This window comes from Ruegeria sp. HKCCA5929 (genome assembly GCF_013034525.1).
Lineage (GTDB): Bacteria > Pseudomonadota > Alphaproteobacteria > Rhodobacterales > Rhodobacteraceae > Ruegeria.
Map to the genome: position 1 here is coordinate 474,137 of NZ_WQGE01000003.1, position 22,145 is coordinate 496,281.

General features: G+C 52.6%; 18 protein-coding genes, 1 tRNA gene and 1 pseudogene. 8 read left to right on the plus strand and 12 right to left on the minus strand.

The features are described 5' to 3' along the window. Positions 1 to 66: 66 nt before the first annotated feature. Positions 67 to 303 carry a (Na+)-NQR maturation NqrM gene (gene nqrM / locus GOV90_RS10925; RefSeq protein ID WP_171094920.1) on the minus strand — a complete coding sequence of 79 codons (237 nt, stop codon included), beginning with the start codon at positions 301 to 303 and terminating at the stop codon, positions 67 to 69. A gap of 14 nt (positions 304 to 317) precedes the next feature. After that, positions 318 to 1,343 carry an FAD:protein FMN transferase gene (locus GOV90_RS10930; protein ID WP_254429073.1) on the minus strand — a complete coding sequence of 342 codons (1,026 nt, stop codon included), beginning with the start codon at positions 1,341 to 1,343 and terminating at the stop codon, positions 318 to 320. A 375-nt stretch (positions 1,344 to 1,718) separates the two neighbouring features. Here GOV90_RS10930 and GOV90_RS10935 point away from each other — a divergent pair, with 375 nt between their 5' ends. Next, positions 1,719 to 2,243: a CBS domain-containing protein gene (locus tag GOV90_RS10935; protein ID WP_171094924.1), complete on the plus strand. Its 525-nt coding sequence runs from the start codon at positions 1,719 to 1,721 to the stop codon at positions 2,241 to 2,243. 2 nt (positions 2,244 to 2,245) lie between these two features. Here the strand turns inward: GOV90_RS10935 and GOV90_RS10940 are convergent, their stop codons facing one another. Continuing rightward, a complete protein-coding gene (locus tag GOV90_RS10940; RefSeq protein WP_256367937.1) occupies positions 2,246 to 2,911 on the minus strand; it encodes a metallophosphoesterase in 666 nt (221 codons plus the stop codon). Between the two features lie 282 nt (positions 2,912 to 3,193). Here GOV90_RS10940 and GOV90_RS10945 point away from each other — a divergent pair, with 282 nt between their 5' ends. After that, on the plus strand, positions 3,194 to 4,207 hold the full coding sequence (locus tag GOV90_RS10945; protein WP_171094928.1) for an NAD-dependent epimerase/dehydratase family protein: 1,014 nt from the start codon (positions 3,194 to 3,196) through the stop codon (positions 4,205 to 4,207). Positions 4,208 to 4,264: 57 nt separating this feature from the next. On the opposite strand, the gene nqrF is transcribed toward GOV90_RS10945, so the two are convergent. The 6 genes from nqrF to GOV90_RS10975 are packed head-to-tail and all read right to left on the minus strand — an operon-like array spanning position 4,265 to position 10,137. Next, the gene (nqrF, locus tag GOV90_RS10950) at positions 4,265 to 5,488 is read right to left on the minus strand and encodes an NADH:ubiquinone reductase (Na(+)-transporting) subunit F (RefSeq protein WP_171094931.1); all 1,224 of its coding nucleotides are present in this window, start codon (positions 5,486 to 5,488) and stop codon (positions 4,265 to 4,267) included. Between the two features lie 10 nt (positions 5,489 to 5,498). After that, positions 5,499 to 6,107 carry an NADH:ubiquinone reductase (Na(+)-transporting) subunit E gene (gene nqrE / locus GOV90_RS10955; protein WP_050603817.1) on the minus strand — a complete coding sequence of 203 codons (609 nt, stop codon included), beginning with the start codon at positions 6,105 to 6,107 and terminating at the stop codon, positions 5,499 to 5,501. Next, positions 6,107 to 6,760 carry an NADH:ubiquinone reductase (Na(+)-transporting) subunit D gene (locus GOV90_RS10960; protein WP_152460184.1) on the minus strand — a complete coding sequence of 218 codons (654 nt, stop codon included), beginning with the start codon at positions 6,758 to 6,760 and terminating at the stop codon, positions 6,107 to 6,109. The genes nqrE and GOV90_RS10960 overlap by 1 nt, the downstream gene beginning before the upstream one ends. Continuing rightward, entirely contained in the window at positions 6,760 to 7,587 is an 828-nt protein-coding gene (locus GOV90_RS10965; RefSeq protein ID WP_171094933.1) for a Na(+)-translocating NADH-quinone reductase subunit C, read from the minus strand. Before GOV90_RS10965 ends, GOV90_RS10960 begins: the two co-directional genes overlap by 1 nt. Beyond that, on the minus strand, positions 7,580 to 8,788 hold the full coding sequence (locus tag GOV90_RS10970) for an NADH:ubiquinone reductase (Na(+)-transporting) subunit B (RefSeq protein ID WP_171094935.1): 1,209 nt from the start codon (positions 8,786 to 8,788) through the stop codon (positions 7,580 to 7,582). The genes GOV90_RS10965 and GOV90_RS10970 overlap by 8 nt, the downstream gene beginning before the upstream one ends. Before the next feature lie 5 nt (positions 8,789 to 8,793). Then, on the minus strand, positions 8,794 to 10,137 hold the full coding sequence (locus GOV90_RS10975) for a Na(+)-translocating NADH-quinone reductase subunit A (protein WP_171094937.1): 1,344 nt from the start codon (positions 10,135 to 10,137) through the stop codon (positions 8,794 to 8,796). A 298-nt stretch (positions 10,138 to 10,435) separates the two neighbouring features. Between GOV90_RS10975 and GOV90_RS10980 the strand changes: the two genes are divergently transcribed. Together GOV90_RS10980 and GOV90_RS10985 are read left to right on the plus strand one after the other, a co-directional pair. Beyond that, a complete protein-coding gene (locus GOV90_RS10980) occupies positions 10,436 to 11,551 on the plus strand; it encodes a class I SAM-dependent RNA methyltransferase (RefSeq protein WP_171094940.1) in 1,116 nt (371 codons plus the stop codon). A 106-nt stretch (positions 11,552 to 11,657) separates the two neighbouring features. After that, a tRNA-Pro gene (locus GOV90_RS10985) sits at positions 11,658 to 11,734 on the plus strand. Between the two features lie 255 nt (positions 11,735 to 11,989). Here the strand turns inward: GOV90_RS10985 and GOV90_RS10990 are convergent. Then, a complete protein-coding gene (locus GOV90_RS10990) occupies positions 11,990 to 13,159 on the minus strand; it encodes a hypothetical protein (RefSeq protein WP_171094941.1) in 1,170 nt (389 codons plus the stop codon). A gap of 263 nt (positions 13,160 to 13,422) precedes the next feature. Between GOV90_RS10990 and GOV90_RS21175 the strand changes: the two are divergent. Further along, a pseudogene (locus tag GOV90_RS21175) lies at positions 13,423 to 13,600 on the plus strand (IS3 family transposase); the annotation flags it as partial. 224 nt (positions 13,601 to 13,824) lie between these two features. Here the strand turns inward: GOV90_RS21175 and GOV90_RS10995 are convergent. Next, a complete protein-coding gene (locus GOV90_RS10995) occupies positions 13,825 to 16,797 on the minus strand; it encodes a glycoside hydrolase family 99-like domain-containing protein (RefSeq protein ID WP_171094943.1) in 2,973 nt (990 codons plus the stop codon). A 692-nt stretch (positions 16,798 to 17,489) separates the two neighbouring features. On the opposite strand from GOV90_RS10995, the gene GOV90_RS11000 reads away from it, so the two are divergent. Both GOV90_RS11000 and GOV90_RS11005 read left to right on the plus strand, forming a co-directional pair. Continuing rightward, the gene (locus tag GOV90_RS11000; protein ID WP_171094945.1) at positions 17,490 to 18,200 is read left to right on the plus strand and encodes a class I SAM-dependent methyltransferase; all 711 of its coding nucleotides are present in this window, start codon (positions 17,490 to 17,492) and stop codon (positions 18,198 to 18,200) included. Between the two features lie 72 nt (positions 18,201 to 18,272). After that, positions 18,273 to 18,959 (plus strand): bifunctional 2-polyprenyl-6-hydroxyphenol methylase/3-demethylubiquinol 3-O-methyltransferase UbiG, encoded by a 687-nt coding sequence (locus tag GOV90_RS11005; RefSeq protein WP_171094947.1) that lies wholly within the window; start codon positions 18,273 to 18,275, stop codon positions 18,957 to 18,959. 495 nt (positions 18,960 to 19,454) lie between these two features. Here GOV90_RS11005 and GOV90_RS11010 read toward each other — a convergent pair whose 3' ends face one another. After that, entirely contained in the window at positions 19,455 to 19,673 is a 219-nt protein-coding gene (locus GOV90_RS11010) for a transposase (protein ID WP_171094949.1), read from the minus strand. 328 nt (positions 19,674 to 20,001) lie between these two features. Between GOV90_RS11010 and GOV90_RS11015 the strand changes: the two genes are divergently transcribed. Beyond that, positions 20,002 to 22,145 (plus strand): M10 family metallopeptidase C-terminal domain-containing protein (locus tag GOV90_RS11015; RefSeq protein ID WP_171172848.1); only part of this gene is annotated, 2,144 nt, incomplete at its 3' end.

A 22,145-nucleotide genomic window follows, 5' to 3' on the forward strand; every position in this document is an offset into this window, starting at 1 on the left:
ACGCCCCTAAACCTTACAGAAACTTAGTTAGCCATTTCCGTCCGCAGTGCGAAGCAAAACTTTGCTTCAGGCCTGACGTTCCATCTGCTCCAGCATCTTCTTGGCGCGCTTGCATTGCAGCTGATCGCGCAACGGGCTGTTGGGATCCACGTCTTTTTGGCAGACAACGCATTTATCAGCACCCGATATGGCATTCAGACCACCACAGCTGCCTTTGATGGTCTTGCCCATCAGCATGACGCCGAGTGACATACCCACCATAACGAGGGCGAGAAGAATAAAAGCCAGAATAAAAGTGCTCATCTCAGCTCCTCCAGTCAGTTCGATTCCAGCGCGTCTTTGAACGCGGTGCTATGGGCAGTAATATAAGCTTCTTCACCGCCTGTCACATCCCGCGAGATGAAATACACGGCAAGTTTATGCTCTTCCGCCAGTTTCAGGCCCTTTTCCTGACCCAAGGCCAGCATCGCGGTGGCCCAGGCATCGGCCATCATCGCGTTTTCGGCCAAAACAGTGACAGAGGTTGTCCGGTGCGTGATCGGGCGTCCGGTCGTGGGATCGATAATATGCGAATAGCGCACGCCGTCCTGTTCGAAGAAATTCTTGTAGTCGCCCGAGCTGGCCATGCCCAGGTCATTCACTGACACGATCAGCTGAATGCTCTGACTGCCCGTTTCCGGTTTTTCGATGCCGATGCGCCAAGCTTCGCCCTTTTCGTTCTGACCCATGGCAACCAGATCACCACCAATTTCAACCAGGTAATTCTCGATTCCGGCGTCCCTTAAGGTTTCGGCTACCGCATCGATGCCATATCCCTTGGCAATTGCAGACAGGTTGATACCGACGCTGGCGTCAGATTTCGCAAGAGTTCCGGCTTCGGTATCCAGCGTAAGCAGACGGCTTTGGCCGACGCCGTTTAACGCGGCTTGGATGTCAGCATCAGATGGCACCGGATCTTCGGGCTTACGAGGGCCAAACCCCCATAATTCGATCAGTGGGCCAAGGGTCACATCGAAAGTTCCACCGGTTTTTTCGTGCACGTCGTTGGCAGCAGCGATGACCAAAGCGAATTCGTCCGAGATAGTCATCGGCTCTGTACTGGCCGACGCCGAAAAGACAGAGACCTCGGAATTCGGGTCCCAGTTCGACATCTTCGCGTTGACCTCAGCCAATGTCTCATCGACCGAGGCTGCAAGTTTGGCCTCGTCCAGATCTTCGCCTATGGCAGTGATATTGAAGGTTGTCCCCATCGTTTCACCGGACAGGCGAACCACTTCGGGCTCCTTGTCCAAAAAGCAGCCGGAAAGAAGGGCAACAAGGGCCACAAAAGGCAAAAGACGCATAGGGCGAGCTCCGGGAATTTCTGTGCCCGGCATATGCCAGTGACCCTCGTCAGAGTCAAATCGACATTAGAGTTTTAACGGCAGAAAACCCAATACCAAAAGCCCAACCCCAGCCGGAACTCCAAACAACCACGCTCGCTTCTGCCACCCCGGGGCCTGTTGCTTCCAGGCCATGCGAAAGTTGTGACCACACACGACAACCGCAAAGAAGATCAAAGCGGCCACAGGCGGTGTAAGGTAGAGTCCACTCACAAGCTTGATCGTCCTTTGTTGACCACAGATTTCGAGCATTCGGGCATTTGCACCCTATACAGGTCGTTTAGCTGCGCTAAGGTGAAAGGGAAAGACATTGCAAGAACCATAAGGAGATTGCCCATGGCCCCAACCTCTTACCAGTCACCAACACGCGGCGACAAGGCAGACAAGACGACGTATAGCCAATCGGCAGAATCGAACTTGTCGCACTCACAGACCACCGTGGCCAAACTGCTTGAGGGAAAAGGGGACGCGGTATTTTCGGTACGGCCAAACGATACGATCCATTCCGTGGTCAACACGCTTAAGGACAAGCGGATCGGGGCCGTTTTGGTGACCGATCAGAACGGTGCATTGCAAGGCATCCTGTCAGAGCGCGACATTGTACGGCGCATGGCAGACACACCCGGCCAGACCTTGCCGCAAGCGGTCGAAGACCTGATGACCAAAGAGGTCAAGACCTGTACACCAGACGATCTGCTAAACGATGTCCTGAAGACGATGACCGAAGGCCGTTTCCGCCATATGCCCGTTCTGCGTGACGGCCATTTGAGTGGCGTCATCACTATCGGAGACGTCGTGCATTTCCGCTTGAAAGAGCTGGAATACGAAGCCCTTCGGATGAAGCAGATGATCGTCGGCTAGGATCAGCCTGTCGAAAGGAACCTGACGCCTCCGTCCTCGATCTCCGCGGCCGTCAACCGGCCTGAGGCAAAAGCGCCCGTGTCAATCGACAGGACCCTGTTTCTGACACGGGGCTGGTTTACGATTGTGTGACCGTGCACCACCCATTGATCATCGCCGCGCGCGGTCCTTGGGAACATGGGATGTCCCCAAAGGCAGATCTGACGGTCCTGAGCTTCGATAGCGCGACGAGGGTCCAAAGCCGCGTGAACAATAGTGACGTTGCCACTGGTCCAGGTCAGGGGCAGCTTTGTCAGCCATTCCAGCAATTCCTGACCCATCGCTTTTCGCAGGCCTTCGGCCAGTTCCTTGACTTTCCGGCTGTCTTCCAGATCTCCAGTTGGTTTGAGCCCGAATGACGCCAGCGTATGCAGACCTCCGTTTCGAAACCAGAGCCTCGCATGGCGTTCTGGATCATCCAAGAAATGCAACAACATCTCTTCATGGTTACCAAGAAGGCAATGGACGCGCCGATCTGATGCGTCGCTCAGATGGTGCAGATGGCGCAACACTTGCGCGCTGAAAGGCCCCCGGTCAATGTAGTCTCCAACAAAAACCAGAGGGCTTTGATCATCCAAGCGTGGCAACAACGCATGCAACAAATCCAGACGGCCATGAATATCAGCCACCGCCGTCACTCGCGTGGTGGGGGCGATGTCACAGGGGAAGGTATCGGTTGCTCGCCCTGTTTTGCGTTGAAGTCGCTGTCTGATCCAATTGCTTATCATACGGTCTGTTCCCTACCCTTCTCGCCTATTGGCGGCAATGAACAACTGATTGAACAGGCAAAGTGTTGACCAACGGCCTTAGGTTGTCCGATATGGCCTTGAAAATGGTCATGGCCCTTGGTCTGGTTCGTGGGCCAAAGCCGTTTGGTCAGTCATGGTTTTGCGGAGCGTTCAGAGGGTTTTATGAAGCGGGTATTGATTACGGGCTCTGCGGGGTTCATCGGTTTCCATCTGGCCAAGCTGCTTCTGGCAGAAGGGTTCCGGGTGCATGGCTATGACGGAATGACCGATTATTACGATGTGACCCTGAAACAGCGCAGACATCAGATCCTATTGCAAACCCCGGGGTTTACCGCGACCGAAGATCGGCTGGAAAACTATGACCGTCTGGTGCAAGTGGCGGACGAGTTCCAGCCCGATGTCATCGTCCACCTGGCGGCCCAAGCAGGTGTTCGGCACAGCCTCGAATACCCCCGAAGCTATATCGAATCTAATGTCGTTGGCACGTTCAACGTAATGGAAATCGCGCGTCAGCATGAGGTCGAGCATCTGTTGATGGCTTCGACCTCGTCCATCTATGGTGCCAACGAAGAAATGCCGTTTACCGAAACGGAAAAAGCGGACACGCAATTGACCATCTACTCTGCCACCAAAAAGGCGAATGAGGCGATGGGGCATTCCTATGCACATCTGTGGAATCTGCCGACCACGATGTTTCGGTTCTTTACGGTCTATGGCACCTGGGGTCGGCCCGATCTGGCCTATTTCAAGTTTGTGGCGGCCATATTGGAAGGTCGTCCCATTGATATCTACAATCATGGAGACATGTATCGGGACTTCACCCATGTTGAGGATCTTGTGCGCGGGATCAGATTGCTAATCGATGTGCCCCCGGTCCGGCCGGCCAGCCGTGAAGACATTGAGGACGGCGACAGCCTGTCACCCGTAGCACCCTATCGTATCGTCAATATTGGAAACGGCGACAAAGTGCGCTTGATGGATTTCATCGAAGCTATCGAAGAGGCGGTTGGACAGGAGGCCATCAAGAACTTTATGCCGATGCAGATGGGCGACGTTCATGCGACATGGGCTGACAACCGTTTGTTGCAGCGGCTGACCAATTACCGTCCACAGACGGACCTGAAAGACGGCATAGCCCAGTTTGTTGCCTGGTATCGGGATTATTACGGAAAATAGCGTCGTGTGACGGCCAAAACGAAAAAACCGGCGCTTGAAGCGCCGGTTCTTGTTTTCTTACCCGCCGAAATCGTCGAGCATGATGTCTTCTCGGTCCACGCCCAAATCCAGCAGCATGTTGATGACCGACTGGTTCATGATGGGCGGACCACACATGTAGAACTCGCAGTCTTCTGGCGCGGGATGGTTCTTGAGGTATTCTTCGAACAGGACGTTATGGATGAAACCGGTATAGCCTTTCCAGTCATCCTCGGGCTGCGCATCCGAAAGCGCAACATGCCAATCGAAATTGTCGAACTCTTCGGCCAATTGGTCGAAATCTTCGACAAAGAACATCTCTTTCTTCGACCGCGCACCATACCAGAAGCTGATCTTGCGATCGCGGTTTTCGAGGCGCTTGAGCTGGTCAAATATGTGGCTGCGCATGGGGGCCATGCCCGCACCACCGCCGATGAACACCATCTCTTTTTGGGTCTCGCGCGCGAAGAACTCGCCAAATGGACCCGAGATTGTGACCTTGTCACCCGGCTTCAAGTTGAAGATGTAAGATGACATCTGACCCGGAGGGATACCTTCCGAGCCCGGAGGCGGTGAAGCTACGCGGACGTTCAGCATGATCATGCCCTTCTCGTCCGGGTAGTTGGCCATCGAATAGGCGCGCTCGATCGGTTCCGCGACAACCGACTCGTACTGCCAAAGATTGAAGCGGTCCCAGTCTTCGCGATATTCCTCTTCCACGTCGAAATCAGTGTATTTCAACGCGTGCGCAGGGGCTTCAATCTGAATGTAGCCACCCGCGCGGAAGTTCACGTCCTCGCCTTCCGGCAGATCCAGCGTCAGCGCCTTGATGAAGGTTGCCACGTTCTCATTCGAACGCACCGTGCATTCCCATTTCTTGACGCCAAAGACCTCTTCGGGGACTTCGATGTCCATATCCTGCTTCACGGCCACCTGACAGGACAGTCGGTCACCGCACGAGGCTTCGCGTTTGGTGATATGGCTTTCCTCAGTGGGCAGGATCGACCCACCACCCGAATGCACGCGCACCCGACATTGCGCACAGGTGCCACCACCCCCGCAAGCCGAAGGAACAAAAAGCTTTTCGGCCGCCAGCGTTTGCAGCAATTTGCCGCCAGCTGGTACGGAAATGGTTTTCTCGCCATTGATGGTGATGTTCACGTTGCCGGTCGACACCAGCTTGGACCGGGCGGCCATGATGACGGCCACCAGTGCCAGAACGATGACGGTGAAAAGAGCTACGCCTAGGGTAAAGGTTTCCATTGACGCCTCCTTACAGTTTCACGCCCGAGAAGGACATGAAGGCCATGGCCATCAATCCTGCGGTGATGAAGGTGATGCCCAGACCCTGTAGGCCGTCGGGAATGTCCGAATATTTCAGCTTTTCGCGAACACCCGCCATCGCAGTGATCGCCAACGCCCAGCCAAAGCCGGAAGACAGACCATAGGTTGCGGCCTCGGCAAAGTTATAATCACGTTCCACCATGAACAGCGAGCCACCCAGAATGGCGCAGTTCACTGTGATCAGCGGCAGGAAAATCCCCAGCGCGTTGTAAAGCGGCGGGAAGTACTTGTCCAAAACCATCTCGAGGATCTGAACCATCGCCGCGATTACGCCGATATACGAGATCAGGCCAAGGAAAGTCAGGTCCACATCCGGGAAGCCAGCCCAGGCAAGTGCGCCCGGTTTCAGCAAGTAGTTCAGCAACAGATTGTTCGCGGGCACGGTGATGGCCTGCACGACCATGACCGAAATACCCAAACCCAGCGCGGTTGAAATCTTCTTGGACACGGCGATGAAGGTACACATCCCCAGGAAGAAGCTGAGCGCAAGGTTTTCGACAAAGATGGCCTTTACGGCCAGTGAGATCAGACCTTCCATCAGTGGGCCTCTACCTGCTGAATTTTGTATTCACGCTCTTCCACCTGGTTCGGCTTCCATGTGCGGAAGGCCCAGATGATCAGACCGATGATGAAGAACGCTGACGGTGGCAGCAGCAGCATGCCGTTGGGCACATACCAGCCACCGTTGTTGACGGTCTCCAGAATGGTGACGCCGAACAGCGACCCGGCGCCGAACAACTCACGAATGAAGCCGACCAGCAGCAGGATCAGACCATAGCCCATGCCATTGCCCATGCCGTCGATAAAGGACGCAACCGGCGGGTTCTTCATCGCAAACGCCTCGGCGCGGCCCATCACGATGCAGTTGGTAATGATCAGGCCGACGAAAACCGACAGGGTTTTCGAGATCTCGAACGCATAGGCTTTCAGGATCTGATCCACGAGGATCACCAGCGAGGCGATGATCACCATCTGTACGATGATCCGGATCGAACCGGGGATCTGGTTGCGCAGGCACGAGATGAAGAAGGACGAGAACGAGGTCACGAAGATCACCGCCAGCGCCATCACCATCGACACCTGCAGTGACGAGGTCACCGCCAGCGCTGAACAGATGCCCAGCACCTGCAAAGTGATCGGGTTATTGTCGACAAGCGGGTCGACCAGCATCTCTTTCTTGGTCTGAGACATTAGAACTCTCCTGCTTGCAGTTTGGCCAGGAACGGAGCGTAGCCCGCGTCGCCCATCCAGAATTTCACCAGGTTATCGACACCTACCGAGGTCAGGGTCGCCCCTGCCAGAGCATCGATATAGAAATCAGGTCCGGCCGCAGGTTGCGATTTGGACACAGTGATTTGCAGATCACCATTGTCATCGCGCAACTTCTTGCCATTCCACAACGCTTTCCAGCGCGGGTTATCCACCTCGGCCCCAAGGCCGGGGGTTTCGCCGTGCTGATAGAATTGCAGGCCGTAGATATCGTTGCCGTTATTCTCCAGCGCAATAAAGCCATAAAGCGTGGACCATAGACCATAGCCGTGCAGCGGCAGGATCACCTTGTCCAGATCGCCTGCGTCGTCGCGCAGCAGATAGATCACACGGTATTTCGACTTTCGGCCAATGCCTGCGGGATCATCATCCAGCGCAACGCTCAACTCGGGGTCGCTGGCAGCAGCGATGTCGTCGAAGGTGGCCGGATCGAACTGGTCATCAACGAAGTCGCCGGTGGACAGTTCCAGCACATGCGGCTCAAACGCAGCGAAGGCTTCGGTCACGTCGATGCCGGGTTCAAAAACGCCCGCAACTTGCAGAACGTTGACCTGTTTATCCTTCAGTCGGTTGGTTTCCTGTACCGGGCGCAAGCTGACCGCAGCGGCGGAAACGACCATCGAGGCGACAAGACAAACGGCGACGGCGATGAAGATCGTTTTGCCAACCGAGTCCGGCGAGGCCGCCAGAAACTTGGCAATCGCGCCTTTAGGTGCCTCGTTTTGATCTGGGGATTGCGTATCAGACATAGCGACGCGCCCTCCGTTTAATGTTGGCCTGAACGACGAAGTAATCGATCAACGGTGCAAAGACGTTCCCGAACAGGATTGCCAGCATCATACCTTCGGGGAAAGCCGGATTGATCACGCGGATCATCACAACCATGACACCGATCAGAGCGCCGTAGATATAGCGACCCACGTTGGTGTGGCTGGCCGAAACAGGTTCCGTTACCATAAAGGCCAGACCAAAGGCATAACCGCCCAGAACGATGTGCCAGTACCATGGCATCGCGAACATCGGGTTCGTGTCCGAGCCGATGAGGTTCAGCAGCAGGGTAAAGCCGATAGTTCCGGCCAGACAGCCCACAATCAGCCGGTAATTGGCAATCTTCGTCGTCAGCAGGAAGGCCAGACCGATCATACACGCCAAGGTCGATGTCTCACCAAAGCTGCCCTGGATCTGTCCGAAGAACGCGCTTGACCAGGTGATGCCTTCAGCCGCCAGCGCCTGAACGCCGTCAGCCGCCGAAACCGCCAGTGCAGTTGCACCCGAGAACCCATCAACCGGGGTCCAAACCGCATCGCCCGACATCTGCGCAGGATAAGCGAAGTACAAGAAAGCCCGGCCAACCAGCGCCGGGTTGAGGAAGTTCTTGCCTGTCCCACCAAACACTTCTTTACCGATCACGACACCGAAGATAATCCCCAAAGCAACTTGCCACAGGGGCGTGGTTGCGGGCATGATCAGCGTATAGAGCATTGATGTGACAAGGAAACCCTCGTTCACCTCGTGCCCGCGCACGGTTGCGAAGATGACCTCGAAAATACCACCGGCGACCAGCGTGACGATATAGATCGGTAGGAAATACATCAGCCCGTGCATAACATTGGCAAAAATGCTTTCCGGGTTCAGCGAAATGCCAAACATCTGCAGAATGGCGATCCGCCATCCAGTTGCGGAATCAGGCCCAAGCGTGGCAATAGCCGAATTGGCCTGATAGCCGGTATTGTACATTCCCCACAGGATACACGGGATCGTCGCGATCACGACATAGGTCATGATCCGCTTCATATCCACGTAAGACCGCGCATGAGGGGCAACGGTGGTCACAGTTTTCGGAGTGTAGATAAAGCTTTCGACCATCTCGTAGATGGGGAAATACTTTTCGTACTTGCCGCCCTTGGTAAAGTTCGGCTCGATCCGATCGAAGAAGCTGCGCAAACCCATTTGGATCAGCCCTCCTTTTCAATCTTGCTCAGGCAGTCGCGTAGCGCCAGCCCGTATTCATATTTCGCTGGACAGGCAAAGCCCACAAGGCCCAGGTCCTCTTCATCCAGCTCCAACGCCCCCAAGGCTTGGGCCGTGTCGGTATCCATAACCAACAAAGCGCGCAGCAGCTGAGTCGGCAGGTAATCCTGCGGCATCAGTTCCTCGAAGACACCGGTTGGCACCATCGCGCGACGCCCGCCATTCAGGTTGGATGTAAAAGCGTACAGCTTCTTGGCAAACGCTGAACCTAGAACGGGTTGAACGGAAAACTTCGACGGCATTGGACGAATCCAGCCCATCGGAATTTGATCGTGATCTTCACGTATGATACTGATCTGGCGCGCAAAACGACCCAGATAGGCTGTCGGTCCATCAGCTTGCTGACCAGACAGGATTGAGCCCGAGATGATACGCGGCGTGCCGTCCACGTTCACCTCATCACGGGTCAGGTCATCCGTGGATGCACCCATAACGGTGCGTACTAGGCGCGGCTGACGCGCCCCGGGTCCGGTCAAAGCAATCACAATATTGGGATCCAAATGACCCGTTTGCATCAGGCGGCCGATTGCAATGACATCCTGATAGCTGATGGTCCAGACCTGCTTTTCACCAGCCAGAGGCTCGAGAAAATGGATATGGGTACCCGCCAGACCAGACGGGTGCGGACCAGAAAACGCCGCCGCTTCTACGCCGGGAACATCTGCTCCGGGGATCGCATCGCCGTCCTTCTGGCACAGAAAGGTTTTTCCTTCGGTCAGTTTGGTGATCGCTGCCAGACCCGAGTTGAACGCCTCGGGCGCTTCAGCGATGATCGACGCGGCATCTGGGGCCAGCGGATCACTGTCCATGGCAGTTACAAAGACTGCCGTCGGCGCGCTGCCCGGCTGCGGCATCTTCGAATAGGGCCGCGTGCGAAACGCGGTCCACAGGCCAGCGGCACACAGTTTGGCGGTCACACCTTCTGCGCTGTCTGCATCGCCAACGTTCGAAAAATCGACGCCGTTGTCATTTGCATCCGACACTTCGATCACAACGCTTTGCAGGACACGGCGGGCACCCCGGTTGATGGCAACCACTTTACCGCTTACCGGCGCAACCATCATCGCCTCTGGTGCGTCCTTGTGACAGAACAACGGTGCACCCCGTTGAACCTCCTCACCCTCTTGCACCAACATCTTGGGCTTCAGGCCGATATAATCTCCACCCAAAACGCCGACGGTCTTGTAGTCCGGCCCCGGATGGATGGTCTGGTCAGGAGCGCCTTCAACCGGCAGATCCAACCCTTTTTTAAGTTTGAAAGTTTGCATGTCGCTACGTTCTTCCAAGCCTTCATTGCTGCGCCTGCATTGCTGACGCCAGTTGGGGCCATGCAATAACGCGGAAATTCATACCACTTGTCGCGAAAGCGACAAAATGGGTCCAAATTCCGCAGGCATAATTCCGATCACGGACCCTTTACGCGGGGACGCTTCTAAACGCAAACCTGTTACCGCCAAAAGTTATCTTGAAACCGCACTTTCCCGCTATTTATTCGGCAAAGTGACACATTTCTAGCGCCAAAAAAAGCGTGTCGCACCCGCGAAGGTTCCGGTGTAAGCAACCAGAATGGAACAAAACGCAGACCTCGACATCTTTCTAATTGCGACGCCGGGCCTCGAAGCGCCTTTATGCGCCGAGGCGCAGTCGAACGGATTCGCCCAGGCGAAAGAGGTTCGAGGTGGCGTAACGTGCCGAGGATCTTGGTCCGAAGCCTGGCGAGCCAACCTGACCTTGAGGGGTGCGAACAAGGTTCTTGTGCGATTGGGTAGCTTTCCGGCGGTGCATCTGGCTCAGCTGGACAAACGGGCCCGCAAATTTCCGTGGAAAGAGTTCCTGCGCCCGGACGTTCCTATCAAGGTCGAGGCAACAAGCCGCAAATCCCGGATTTACCATGCCGGAGCCGCCCGACAAAGGATCGAACGCGCGATATCCGAGACATTGGGGGCTCCGATCTCATCTGAAGCCAGCCTAAGGGTCCTTCTGCGAATCGAAAAAGACATGTGCACATTGTCGATCGACAGCTCAGGCGAGCTTTTGCACAAGCGCGGACATAAGGAAGCGATAGCCAAAGCGCCGATGCGGGAAACGATGGCCGCCATGTTTCTGCACGACTGCGGCTACACCGGTAACGAACCTGTCCTTGATCCAATGTGCGGGTCAGGCACATTTGTGATCGAGGCCGCCGAAATCGCCCTGGGCTTGCTGCCCGGCCGGTTGCGCAGCTTTGCTTTTGAAGATCTTGCCAGTTTTGATCGCAGCCATTGGCAATCAATGCGAGATGGAACCACCAGCAAGGAAACTGGGCTAACCTTCTACGGCTCAGACAGAAATGCAGGTGCGATTGAAGCCGCCATTGCGAACGCCAAGCGAGCGCAAGTGAGCCAAGCGACACAGTTTCAGTTAAAGTCGGTCAGTGACATGAAACCCCCGGAAGGCCCAAAGGGGCTGGTAATTGTGAACCCGCCTTATGGTGCGCGGATCGGGGACGAAAAAAGGCTGCGCTCGGTCTATGGTGCAATGGGCAAAGCCCTGATGAGCCGATTTCAGGGGTGGCGGGTTGGAATAGTGACAAGCGCCCCGTCCCTGGCAAGGTCAACGCGCCTGCCGTTATTAGCGCCCGGCCCGGTCGTCGACCATGGCGGAACAAAAATCCGCCTTTACAAAACGGATCCGCTTCGCTGATTCCGAACATTCGAGCCCGAGTATTTTTCACGCGCGATTTCCAGCACCCACGTCTCAGAAACCTCTTGCGCATCCCAAACGCCGGGTATAGATCACCCGCCACGGTCGGAGTGTAGCTCAGCCTGGTAGAGCACTGTCTTCGGGAGGCAGGGGTCGGAGGTTCGAATCCTCTCACTCCGACCAATAAAACAAGGCGCCCAAGGGCGCCTTTGTAGATTCTGCCGCTGGCGCTATCTAAGGCCAGCCCAAGATAAATTGCTCTCAGCGGCCTTAGTGGCGGCACGGTTCTTGCGCCTTAACACTCTCTTCATTTTCTCTGATCATTCTGATGATCTGTTCGTCTGAAATTCTGCAGTTCATAGCCCATCCTTTGATTGGAAGAATTACGAACACCTCAATTGCCTGATTTCAGGGGGCTGGTTCACCAAGACTGAACACCTAGCTGCCTTTCCCAAAACGAACCTGCCACGCATTTCTGATATACTTCCACGGGTACTTTTGTGCGTGTCTTTTTTCGTACTGCAACTGCTCATTGTCACGCTGCAACTGCTCATTGTCACGCTGCAACTGCTCATTATCGCGCTGCAACTGCTCATTATTGCGCTGCAACTGCTCATTATCGCGCTGCAACTGTTCCTCATCGCCAATACTCTGATGCAGAGCCTCAAAGACTGTGTCGAATTGTTTTTCAGTTAGGTCCGCGTGTTTTGCGGGACTCTGGCCTACCTTATTTAAAAGTCTTATTTTCTTGTTCGCATCGAGATACTCGTTTACCACTTTGGCGGCTTCAGCATTTTGTCTAATAACTTTTTCAACAGCACTTGAGGAGACCTCAATCACTTCGCTTGAAATATCTGGCAAGCCCTCCACGAGGGCATCGGAGGTTTTTAAGCCGTGCTTAGCCCCAAATACGCGATTTATTGACTTAATAATCTCCGTCTCCCAATACGTTAATGATCGATTGCTGGGAGACACCAAAACCTTCTCGGCTTCAGCCTGTAGCAAATCAGGTACGCCAAAAATAGACATTAATCTCGCTGAGATATTTTTCTTTTCAACAGAATAATTGAGCACGTTAGCTTGCACCCCAAGAGATTTACAGGTTGTTAAAACATTGGCCGCGCCAGTAAGATGAAAAACCAATTCGGCGGCCTGTTCCACCTCGCCGTAAAAACCATGACGTTTTACTAATTGAGAGTAGAGTGACGTGAGCATTTCTGTTGGCTCACGAACCACAACAATTACAACAATATTGTATTTTGACGCAAACTCTTGGTGAATTTTCGGAAGAGTATTCGGAAATCTGTCGAAAAGATACTCGCTGGAAAATATGAAAGCATCGCAATCAGGATTTTCTCGAGTAACGTCTGTGATACGTTTGGTGACTTCCCGATCTGCATCTTCAATATCCAAATCCAAACGAACCATTAAGTTACCGCTCTGGATTTTTCCAGATTTAGCTAGGGCCTTCATTTCAGGCGGCACATGATAACAAATGCCTTGCTCTTTCAATTCCGGAGAAACTATAGATAACATGTTTTGCGTAGCGGTGGTGCCGGTCTTTCCATGTCCTATGTGAAAGAAGAGAGTTTTTGGCTTTTCTTGCAATGCACTTGTCCCATACCATTGGGGGTTTCATTAGTATAAGAACGCAATAGTTGCGAGGTCAAACTTAGTGAACGTACACGTCAGCCTAGTTGGCCGATCCCAAATTTCGACTGTGGTCCTTTCGCTGGAATGGAAGGAAGCCTTTTGGGCAAGTTCGTCATGGTAGCATCGCGTCCAAGCAAGTCGTCGGAAAAGCAATACAGCGATCTACTAGCCGGCGCAGTGTCGCGAGAAGCGCGAGCTTCGATCACTGGACAAACATGTTCTTCAAAACGATCAAACCAGACCTTATCAAGCGTACTTCATGGCCAATGCGCCAAAGCACTGAAATGGCCATCTTCAAGCACATCAATGGCTTCTACATTCCAAGTCGGCGGCGCCCAGCATTAGGCTGGAAGCCCGATCGCTTTCGAGAGGAAAGCGACCCAAATGAGCAAGTGAGCGGCACGAAAACGCGAAAGATCTACGATGCTCCGTCCAATTCAAGAGTTGGCGCCTCCGTTAAACCCGATACAGTTCATAGCAGTGGGCCAGTTAAATTGGGTAGGCTCAAAATCAGCTGTCAGAAAACTGGAGCCGTGCAAAGAGACAATCCGCTCTGCTCTTAAGAAGCAAGAGACCAATGCCACGCACCGGTCTGCACCTCCACATGCTGGGAAACTAAATTACCGACCTTCAAAGGGTTCCAAACGAAATCCCAAATTCTCAACAAGGTTGACGAATATTCGCTCTATAGCGTGGGCACGTGTCCCATCAGCCAAACCACGCTCGACGTCAAAATCGTCAGTATCTAGCTTCAAAAGAGGTTCGATCGCTGCAGGAGTGATCCAAAACATGGTTCCAGCAACAAATTTTCCCTTTTTGTATTCAATACCTATCTGACGAGAAATATTTTTAACGTTTTCAAGGTTGTGATGCATATTGGTTGAGTCGTGCTTATGGATTGATTCTGGCGACGCAAGCATTCCCAAGCTTGGGTCTGTTTCAAACTTTGTGAAAGCCGATTTATTGATTAGCGCGCTCAACGTGCTCTTGCGGATTTTATCCCCATCGACACGGTATACTGATTTCTTTCCATGAACCTTGCACAACGCTCTGTAGTTCAAATGCGCGATGCGCTTTATCGTCAACAGGAACGGGCGAACATCTCGGCCACGGTTGTCTACAAGTTCAACATGTGCCTCCGGCATGCTTTTACTTACAGTCAACGCCGTTTCCAAGCTTGTAACCGTTACATAAACGTCGACCATACCTTGAGGAAGCTCATCAATGAGTTCCTTTAGTTCCGGCCATGTATCCGCGTAGTGTACATGCGCGACGATAGCATACTTTGCATCCGTAGTCTTAGGAATCTCAGGGCGCAGGAAACGCGCCGCGGAAGAATCGTAGTCGGCCAGTACCTTACGCGTGGCGTCTAAGTATCCGTACCCGTAGTGTTGATCAGGCTCCAGGTGAGTTCCTTCGGCCCATTCATTCCATGCGTTGATGAAAACGATACGTTCATCATCCGTGAGGACAGGGTTTTTGGCCGTGTTTTCAATGTTCGCCGATAGCCACTGACTGTATCGAGTCAAACTAAAGTCAGTAAACACAGATGCTTTCAAACCACGCCGGGCAGTGTTGTCCCAAGATAACATTGCAGTTCGGAAAGTCTTTTTAGCAGAGGGTTTCTTTCGAACCTCCTTAGAAACGATATCATCGTAATCGTAGATGCCACCTTCAAATCCACTCGTTAGGTTATCAACAAGCCGGGTGACATCTTTGGCATTTACTGCATGGGGTGGGAACTGCATAACCGCGTCTAGCCCAAGTTCTTCCGCAGTTACACCATCGTCTGTCTGCGCCGATACAATATATAAGCCACTTAAACCCATCTCTTTTGCTTGCTCCCGCCACATCTGAACGGTTTCCTTAAAGTCAGGAATCAGGTGGGCCCGATAAACGATGAACAGAGGCTTCCCGTTGATGCGGATGTACCTTGAATCTTTCATGTAAGTTTCAAGATACAGGAGCATAGCACGTGAATCTTCCAGAGAATGATCCTGGGAAATCAGGATTTCTTGGTCTAAACCGTCCCATCGGCGGGTCCAGTTTTCGTTGGCCCAAATCATGCAATACGGCATGTCCACGTCGGGGTTATCGCGCATGGCTTCCAGCGGTTTTTCCATAAGCAGCTTACCGGCAAACCAATAGAAATAATAAGCGAATCCAGATACGCCGTAATTGCGAGCCAATTTCGCCTGCTCTTCCATAACTGAAGGAAGGCGAAGATCGTAGTATCCCAAATGGATTGGGCAATGTGGCTGATAATGCCCTGAAAAAAGAGGACGTGCTTTACCTACATTAGTCCATTCTGTGAAGCCTTTGCCCCACCACTTGTCATTCTCAGGAAAGGGGTGAAATTGCGGAAGATAGAAGGCTATTGCCTTAACGTCGGTTTCCAGCTTGTCATGTGAGACATAGTCAACAAAGCGTTCTTGAACCTCAGAATATTGAACTACGGGTACATCCGGTCCTGTTCCGTAGCGACCAAATGGTGAAACAACTCCCTCGGCTGCTGCAGCGCGCCGGTCTGTTAGGCCCAATTCCACACCGGTAGCACCGGCGACGATACGGTCGACGAGCTCCGGTGTTTCGAATTTTTTGGGCCAAATTTTCTTGGGACGCCCTCGGCGTTTACGTAGGCTGTTTGACAATCGGCGCCTCAGGCGAGTGCCGCGCCACCATTTACTTTGCACCACTTCGTTGGCGGAAATCGTCATATTCTGAAGATATCCGATCAAATGAGAAATAATCTCGTCGCGCTCTGAAATAATCTCGTCGCGCTCTGAGAGAGTCTCTTTGAGCTCAATCTGAGCACGTTGCAGTTCAGCCGTGTGTTTTAGCGCTTCTTCAGCAGCATAGGGCTCGAGCGAACCACCAGGAATTTCGTAAGCCGAGTTTGGCAATTCTGGTAATTCGCTGTCAGAGGCGAGAACAAGGTCATAGCGCGCATTCGGGATACCATCCCGGACACCGCTGCCAGAAAAAACACGAAATGGCAAAGTCTGTTTATTCGCGATGAGCGACGCCGCGCTAAGTCGCTGACCATAGTGGCATGTATTTGGGAAATAGCGGCCAATAAGTTCCAAAAATTCGTCTGTATACAACTCCTTTACGTGAAAGGGGTTACTATAACCAGGCTTGTCTGAATACTCATACTTATTGGGACTTGAGATGAGCAATAGACCGCCAGGTCGAAGTACACGACGCACCTCTTGGATCATGCGGTCGTGCTCTTCAAGGTGTTCTATCGTTTCGAAAGAAACGACCAAATCTACAGACTGATCTGGAATGGGAATATCCGTGGCGCTTCCGGCGCGAAAGCACAAACGAGGATCGCGGTAATGGAACTTTGCATGTTCGACAGCCGACGCACTCACGTCCACTCCGATAACCGACTTAGCACTTGCGGCAATAATATCTGTGCCGTAGCCTTCGCCGCAGGCAATGTCCAAGACGTCCAATCCATCGGCCAGACTACGTGCAAGTTGATATCGATGAAGATGTTCTAGCTCAATCGTCCCTTGGAATTCAGGAAGATACCGCTCTCCATCAGCTGGAAGCTTCGCAGGTTGATCCTTGCCGTCCTTAGTCATTGAAGTTCTTTCTTAACAAATCTTCGTCCTGAATGTCGCTAATAATCCGCTGAATGGGCGGTATGCAACAGCGCAATCTTAGTTCGCAGCCACTTACCGTGAGTGGTGCGATTCTCTATTCAGGCTTTGTAGACTGAACTCAGGAGAGTACCACGAATATTTTGAACCGTGCTGGGTTTACCGTAGGTGCCAACTCTTGAGCAGAAACGAGGATCACTAAAATGACACTGGGCAAGTATTCACCGAAAGCACGCGAGCGTGGTGTACGGATGGTATTGGACGGCACCGGGTAGTCAGAGAACATTTGGGCGGCAATCTTGCGAATTTCGTTAATATTGCATGCGCACAGCATTCGCTGAATGGGCAGGTCAAGTTGGTCGAGATTGACACTGGTTAGTGTGGTGGCGTCGTAACCGAGCAGGCAAAGAATATGAACCCGCTAGAAAGGAAGTTCACGGGTTGAAGCAGGCCATTGAGATCCTTCACAAGGTTCAGGGTCATTTGGTGTACATGTGCCCCACGCTGCTTACGCCAAAAGTGTGGCTGCTGGAAAAACAGTTTGCCTTTGAGCTCATTTTGCCTTTGAACTCATGGAGCGGCAAGGTCACTGCGATGAGCCGTCTCTAACTTGCTTTTGACTTCAAACGCCAACAGACCATCAAAGCCTACAAGAATGGCACAAGAGATAGACTATGAAATTTGAGTTTGAAGGTTGGTGTCCAGTCTGTCGCCAAGAAACGGTGTTTCGCAGCGACATAGATTGGTTTAGGGATTTCCTGCTGTGCGACCACTGCAAGTCGATCCCCAGAGAGCGCGCGTTTGCATGGGCTCTGGATACCTTTGCGCCAAACTGGAGGGAGCTGATTCTTCACGAAAGCTCACCGGTTGATCGTTCAATTTCCGGTATAATGATGCGGCAAGCGCCGCACTACATTGGTACACATTATTTTACGGATGTACCTTTGGGCAAAGTACTCAATGGGTTCCGCTGTGAAAATCTCGAAAATCTGACTTTTGCGGATAGCAGCGTTGACCTGCATTGTCATTTGGATGTGTTAGAACACGTCAACAATCCGGAAAGCTGCTTCAAAGAAATGGACCGTACGCTCAAACCAGGTGGGAAATTGATATTCACTACTCCGATTTACGAGGGTAAAGTTAAGACTGAACGGCGCGCCCGCTACAAGGATGACGGGATCGAATTTCTTGCCGAGCCAGAGTACCATGGCAATCCAATTGATCAGTCCGGTGCGTTGGTGACGTTCCACTATGGTTCAGACTTTGCCGACCTAATTCAGGATTGGGTTCCGAACTTTGGAGTCAACATGGTTACGCTGAACGATACCAGAATGGGTGTCATCGGAAAGTTCCGTGAAGTATTTGTAGTTACCAAATACGCATAAACGTCTGGTAGACTTCGGCGCGAAAGATCGAAGAACAACTTTGCACTATTCCCGTAGAATGGAAATGAAGAGATGACATTGACTTGCTCGATTTGCGGTGGCCAAAAATTTGTTAGCAATCGTGTTCTTTGGCCGGATTTGATCGCTGAATGGGAATTGGAGCCCCATGAAGCCGACTACATTGACAGACAGCAGGGCGAACGATGCATCAACTGCAACGCGAGCTTAAGGCATATCGCTCTTGGCAACGCGTTTCGAACTGCAATTGGCGACCAAAGAACAATTCGGGAAATTGTCGAGGCAAAACCAAATATCACTATTCTAGATCTGAATGGTGCCGAGGTTATTTCTGAAGTTCTGTCCGGACTCTCCGGTTATGTTCGAGGGGATTACCCGGAAATTGACATGCAAAACCTTCCTTATGCGGAAAACAGCTTTGACGTAGTACTTCATTCTGACACCCTTGAACATGTTCCTAATCCTCTCGTTGGCCTAAATCAATGCATGCGCGTACTGCGACCCGGCGGGTGGTTGTGCTACACTGTTCCAATCGTGGTTGGCCGTGCAACCCGATCCCGAGCAGGCATGCCGAAGAGCTTCCACGGTGACCCGTCCATGGGCAACGATGACTATGTTGTTCACACTGAGTTCGGAGCAGATGCTTGGACATATCTTGCACGCGCCGGATTTACTCAGCTTGGAATTCAAGTTGTATCCTTCCCTGCAGCCCACGCACTAACGGCGCGAAAAACACCCTAAAGATGGTGAAGACCAGCTGTTTGACCCCACTATTTGATGGTGTGATCCTTTCGTTGGAATTGAAGGAAACCTAGTGGGATAAACTCGTCTTGGTAGCGTCAGGACCATGCCTGCCGTCACGGTAGAAATACTACAGCCCATTGGCTTGCAGGGTATGGCGAAACAATACCCCGAGAGGCGCATGCTTCGATCACGGAGCGGCGCCGGGAACTTGAGATCGATCCAAAATCGATCGCCAAGTGGTGTAAACGCCAAACTGTATAAGATCTGAAGACCGGCCCAATAGAACCGTTCTCAGCGGCGAAGAAGAGGCCATGATTGTCGCGTTCCGGTGGTACAAATAGCTGCTGCCAGACGACTGTCTAAAAAATTTGCACCGATCGATTCAGCACCTGATAGATCTTCGTTGCGCCGATGTTTGCAGCGCTATGGAAAACGTCTTTGAACAGCTCTTGCCTTGGATAACCTATTGATCGTTTCTGCGAGAACGTCACCTTAACTACATCCGAGGCTGTCGATGGGCGGCTTGATCTCGGCTTCCAGCGCACTGAGCTCCTTCGCATCCGATGGTGCCATCCCCCCATACTTACTCTTGAATTTGTAGATACTGCTTGGGCCGATCTCATAGCGTCTGCACACGTCAACTGTCTTCTCGCGAGCCTCTTGTTGCTTGATCATCTGAATGATCTGCTCATCGGTGAATCTCGTCTTCATTGGTCCGTCGTAAAGTTGGGCAGACTTAAAACATAACTGGAGGTGATCCAGCGGCTCAGGTCAATTCCAACATCTCCTATTCGGTTTCGGTTCATAACGCCTTAACGTAACGCCCCGAAGAAGCCGCAAAAAATCCATCGGAACTGAACATAAACTATTCAGTAGCGACGACCGTCCTGTTAAACGGGTTTTCTAAAACAGGCGGACTACTCTATATTCACCGCAGGCTCTTGAACATTTTTTGCATTCTCGGGAGCTTGCCACATTAAGAACAACTTGGTCGAGCAACTAGAGCGCGAACAGAGTCAGCGAAATTCAAGGCTGTGACATGACATCCTTAACGACAATTCCAAAACCCCCTTCCAGTTCTCCTGTCAGCTCGATTCAAGGCGGAGTGGCACATGGTGACGGGAATCCGTCTACGGTCACTTACATCAATTATTCCTTTTCCACGCAGTCCGGTTCGCAGGCTTGGACAGCAGCTTACAAAGCCGAGTTTCGCGTAGCTCTGGCGGAAATTGAGAAGGTTGCCAACATAAGGTTCGTGGAAACCGGCCGCGCCAGCGCAGACTTAGTTGAAGTCATCGCGCCAGGGAGTTTTTTCGGCAACGCCAATACCCTTGGCTACCATTTTGTGCCAACAAGCATCTATAACTCTGGCCCCTTTTTTGGAGCTTATAACACCGCGTATTGGAAGGCCAATTCTGGCCTTGGTGGCAACGGGGATCCGGGCGGTTTTTTCTTTACTACCCTGATCCATGAATTAGGCCACGCACTGGGGTTGGGACACCCCCACGACACCGGCCTGGGTACAACGATACTAAACGGAGTAACCTCGGCGTTCGATTCATTTGGAACCGGGAACCTCAATCAGGGTGTGTTCACCGTGATGTCCTACAATGATGGCTGGACGTCTCAAAACGGGTCTCTGAGAGTTGATGCTACATATGGCGGATCAACGGGGTTCGGAGCATTGGATATTGCCGCACTGCAGGCAATGTACGGTGCAAATACGACATATAATACGGGTAACAATACCTATGTTCTGCCGTCCGCAAACGTCGCAGGTACTGGTTATCAGGCGATTTGGGACGCAGGTGGCAACGACACCCTTCAGCATGTTGGCGGAACGGGGGCCAATATCGACTTAAGGCCCGCCACTCTGGACTACAGCGACAAAGGCGGTGGGCTTGTCTCGTACGTTAGCGGAGTAAAGGGTGGTTTTACAATTGCGCACGGCGTTGTCATCGAGAACGCATCCGGTGGATCAGGTAATGACACCATTATCGGCAACGCCGCTCAGAATATTCTATGGGGGAACAACGGAAACGACGTTATTGTGTCGCAGTCAAATGGGACTAACGACAATACGCTCTACGGTGGTCTAGGCAACGACGTATTCTACCTCGCCGTCAGCTCTGGCGCTGACCGAGTGCTTGGTGGCCAAGGAAGTGATCTTGCCATCGTTACTGTGAATGGCGGTTCGTTCTCCGGAGGTAGCGGATCAGACACCGTCAGGTTTGTCAGCGCTGTCAGCAACTACCTTTTCTTCGACAACGGCACCTCGTATGTGTTTCTCGACGTCGTATCGCGTGTTTCCTTTACCGTCGAAAGCGATGTTGAGGGAATTCAATTCCTTAACGGAAACCAGAAGTACACTCAGAACGATATCCAGGCAGCGATGCAACTGACTGAAGATATCGACCTTCAGGGTACAACACTCAAACATGCGGCGCATGGTCTCTACGTGTTGGATGCGGGTGGTTTGAACTTGGGCGTGGTTTACCAAGGTCAGGCCTTAGGCAAATTTTCCTTAACTGGATGGCAGGCCATACAGGCCGAAGCCGACGGCAGTGACTTCCGGGTTCTTTGGAAGAAATCCGACGGCAGCTATAGCGAATGGACTTTGGACGCGACCGGCAAATTTATCAGTGGTGGTGCCGTTTCCAACGTTGTAGATGTCGAGGCCTTCTACAACGTCGATCTGAACAACGACAATGCGATCGGCCACGCGGTAACAGCCATCGAGGCAAATGGCGCGACAACTCTCGATGCGTCGACCCGTGGCGTTTACGTAATCAACAACGCCATCGATCTGACACTCAACGGGGCAAACGCTGGCCCCAACAGTTACCCCGGATGGCAGGCCATACAGGCCGAGGCCGACGGCAGTGACTTCCGGGTTCTTTGGAAGAAATCCGATGGCAGCTACAGCGAATGGATTGTGGACGGGACCGGTGAATTTGTCAGTGGTGGTGCCGTTTCCAACGTTGTAGATGTCGAGGCCTTCTACAACGTCGATCTGAACAACGACAGCACGATCGGCCACACGACGACAGCCATCGAGTCAAATGGCGCGACAACTCTCGATGCATCGACCCGTGGTGTGTACGTGATCAACAACGCCATCGATCTGACACTCAACGGGGCAAACGCTGGCCCCAACAGTTACCCCGGATGGCAGGCCATACA

Coding starts and splice junctions, on each gene's coding strand:
- nqrM (WP_171094920.1), bottom strand. CDS start 303: ATGAGCACTTTTATTCTGGCTTTTATTCTTCTCGCCCTCGTTATGGTG.
- GOV90_RS10930 (WP_254429073.1), bottom strand. CDS start 1,343: ATGCGTCTTTTGCCTTTTGTGGCCCTTGTTGCCCTTCTTTCCGGCTGC.
- GOV90_RS10935 (WP_171094924.1), top strand. CDS start 1,719: ATGGCCCCAACCTCTTACCAGTCACCAACACGCGGCGACAAGGCAGAC.
- GOV90_RS10945 (WP_171094928.1), top strand. CDS start 3,194: ATGAAGCGGGTATTGATTACGGGCTCTGCGGGGTTCATCGGTTTCCAT.
- nqrF (WP_171094931.1), bottom strand. CDS start 5,488: ATGGAAACCTTTACCCTAGGCGTAGCTCTTTTCACCGTCATCGTTCTG.
- nqrE (WP_050603817.1), bottom strand. CDS start 6,107: ATGGAAGGTCTGATCTCACTGGCCGTAAAGGCCATCTTTGTCGAAAAC.
- GOV90_RS10960 (WP_152460184.1), bottom strand. CDS start 6,760: ATGTCTCAGACCAAGAAAGAGATGCTGGTCGACCCGCTTGTCGACAAT.
- GOV90_RS10965 (WP_171094933.1), bottom strand. CDS start 7,587: ATGTCTGATACGCAATCCCCAGATCAAAACGAGGCACCTAAAGGCGCG.
- GOV90_RS10970 (WP_171094935.1), bottom strand. CDS start 8,788: ATGGGTTTGCGCAGCTTCTTCGATCGGATCGAGCCGAACTTTACCAAG.
- GOV90_RS10975 (WP_171094937.1), bottom strand. CDS start 10,137: ATGCAAACTTTCAAACTTAAAAAAGGGTTGGATCTGCCGGTTGAAGGC.
- GOV90_RS10980 (WP_171094940.1), top strand. CDS start 10,436: ATGGAACAAAACGCAGACCTCGACATCTTTCTAATTGCGACGCCGGGC.
- GOV90_RS10995 (WP_171094943.1), bottom strand. CDS start 16,797: ATGACTAAGGACGGCAAGGATCAACCTGCGAAGCTTCCAGCTGATGGA.
- GOV90_RS11000 (WP_171094945.1), top strand. CDS start 17,490: ATGAAATTTGAGTTTGAAGGTTGGTGTCCAGTCTGTCGCCAAGAAACG.
- GOV90_RS11005 (WP_171094947.1), top strand. CDS start 18,273: ATGACATTGACTTGCTCGATTTGCGGTGGCCAAAAATTTGTTAGCAAT.
- GOV90_RS11010 (WP_171094949.1), bottom strand. CDS start 19,673: ATGAAGACGAGATTCACCGATGAGCAGATCATTCAGATGATCAAGCAA.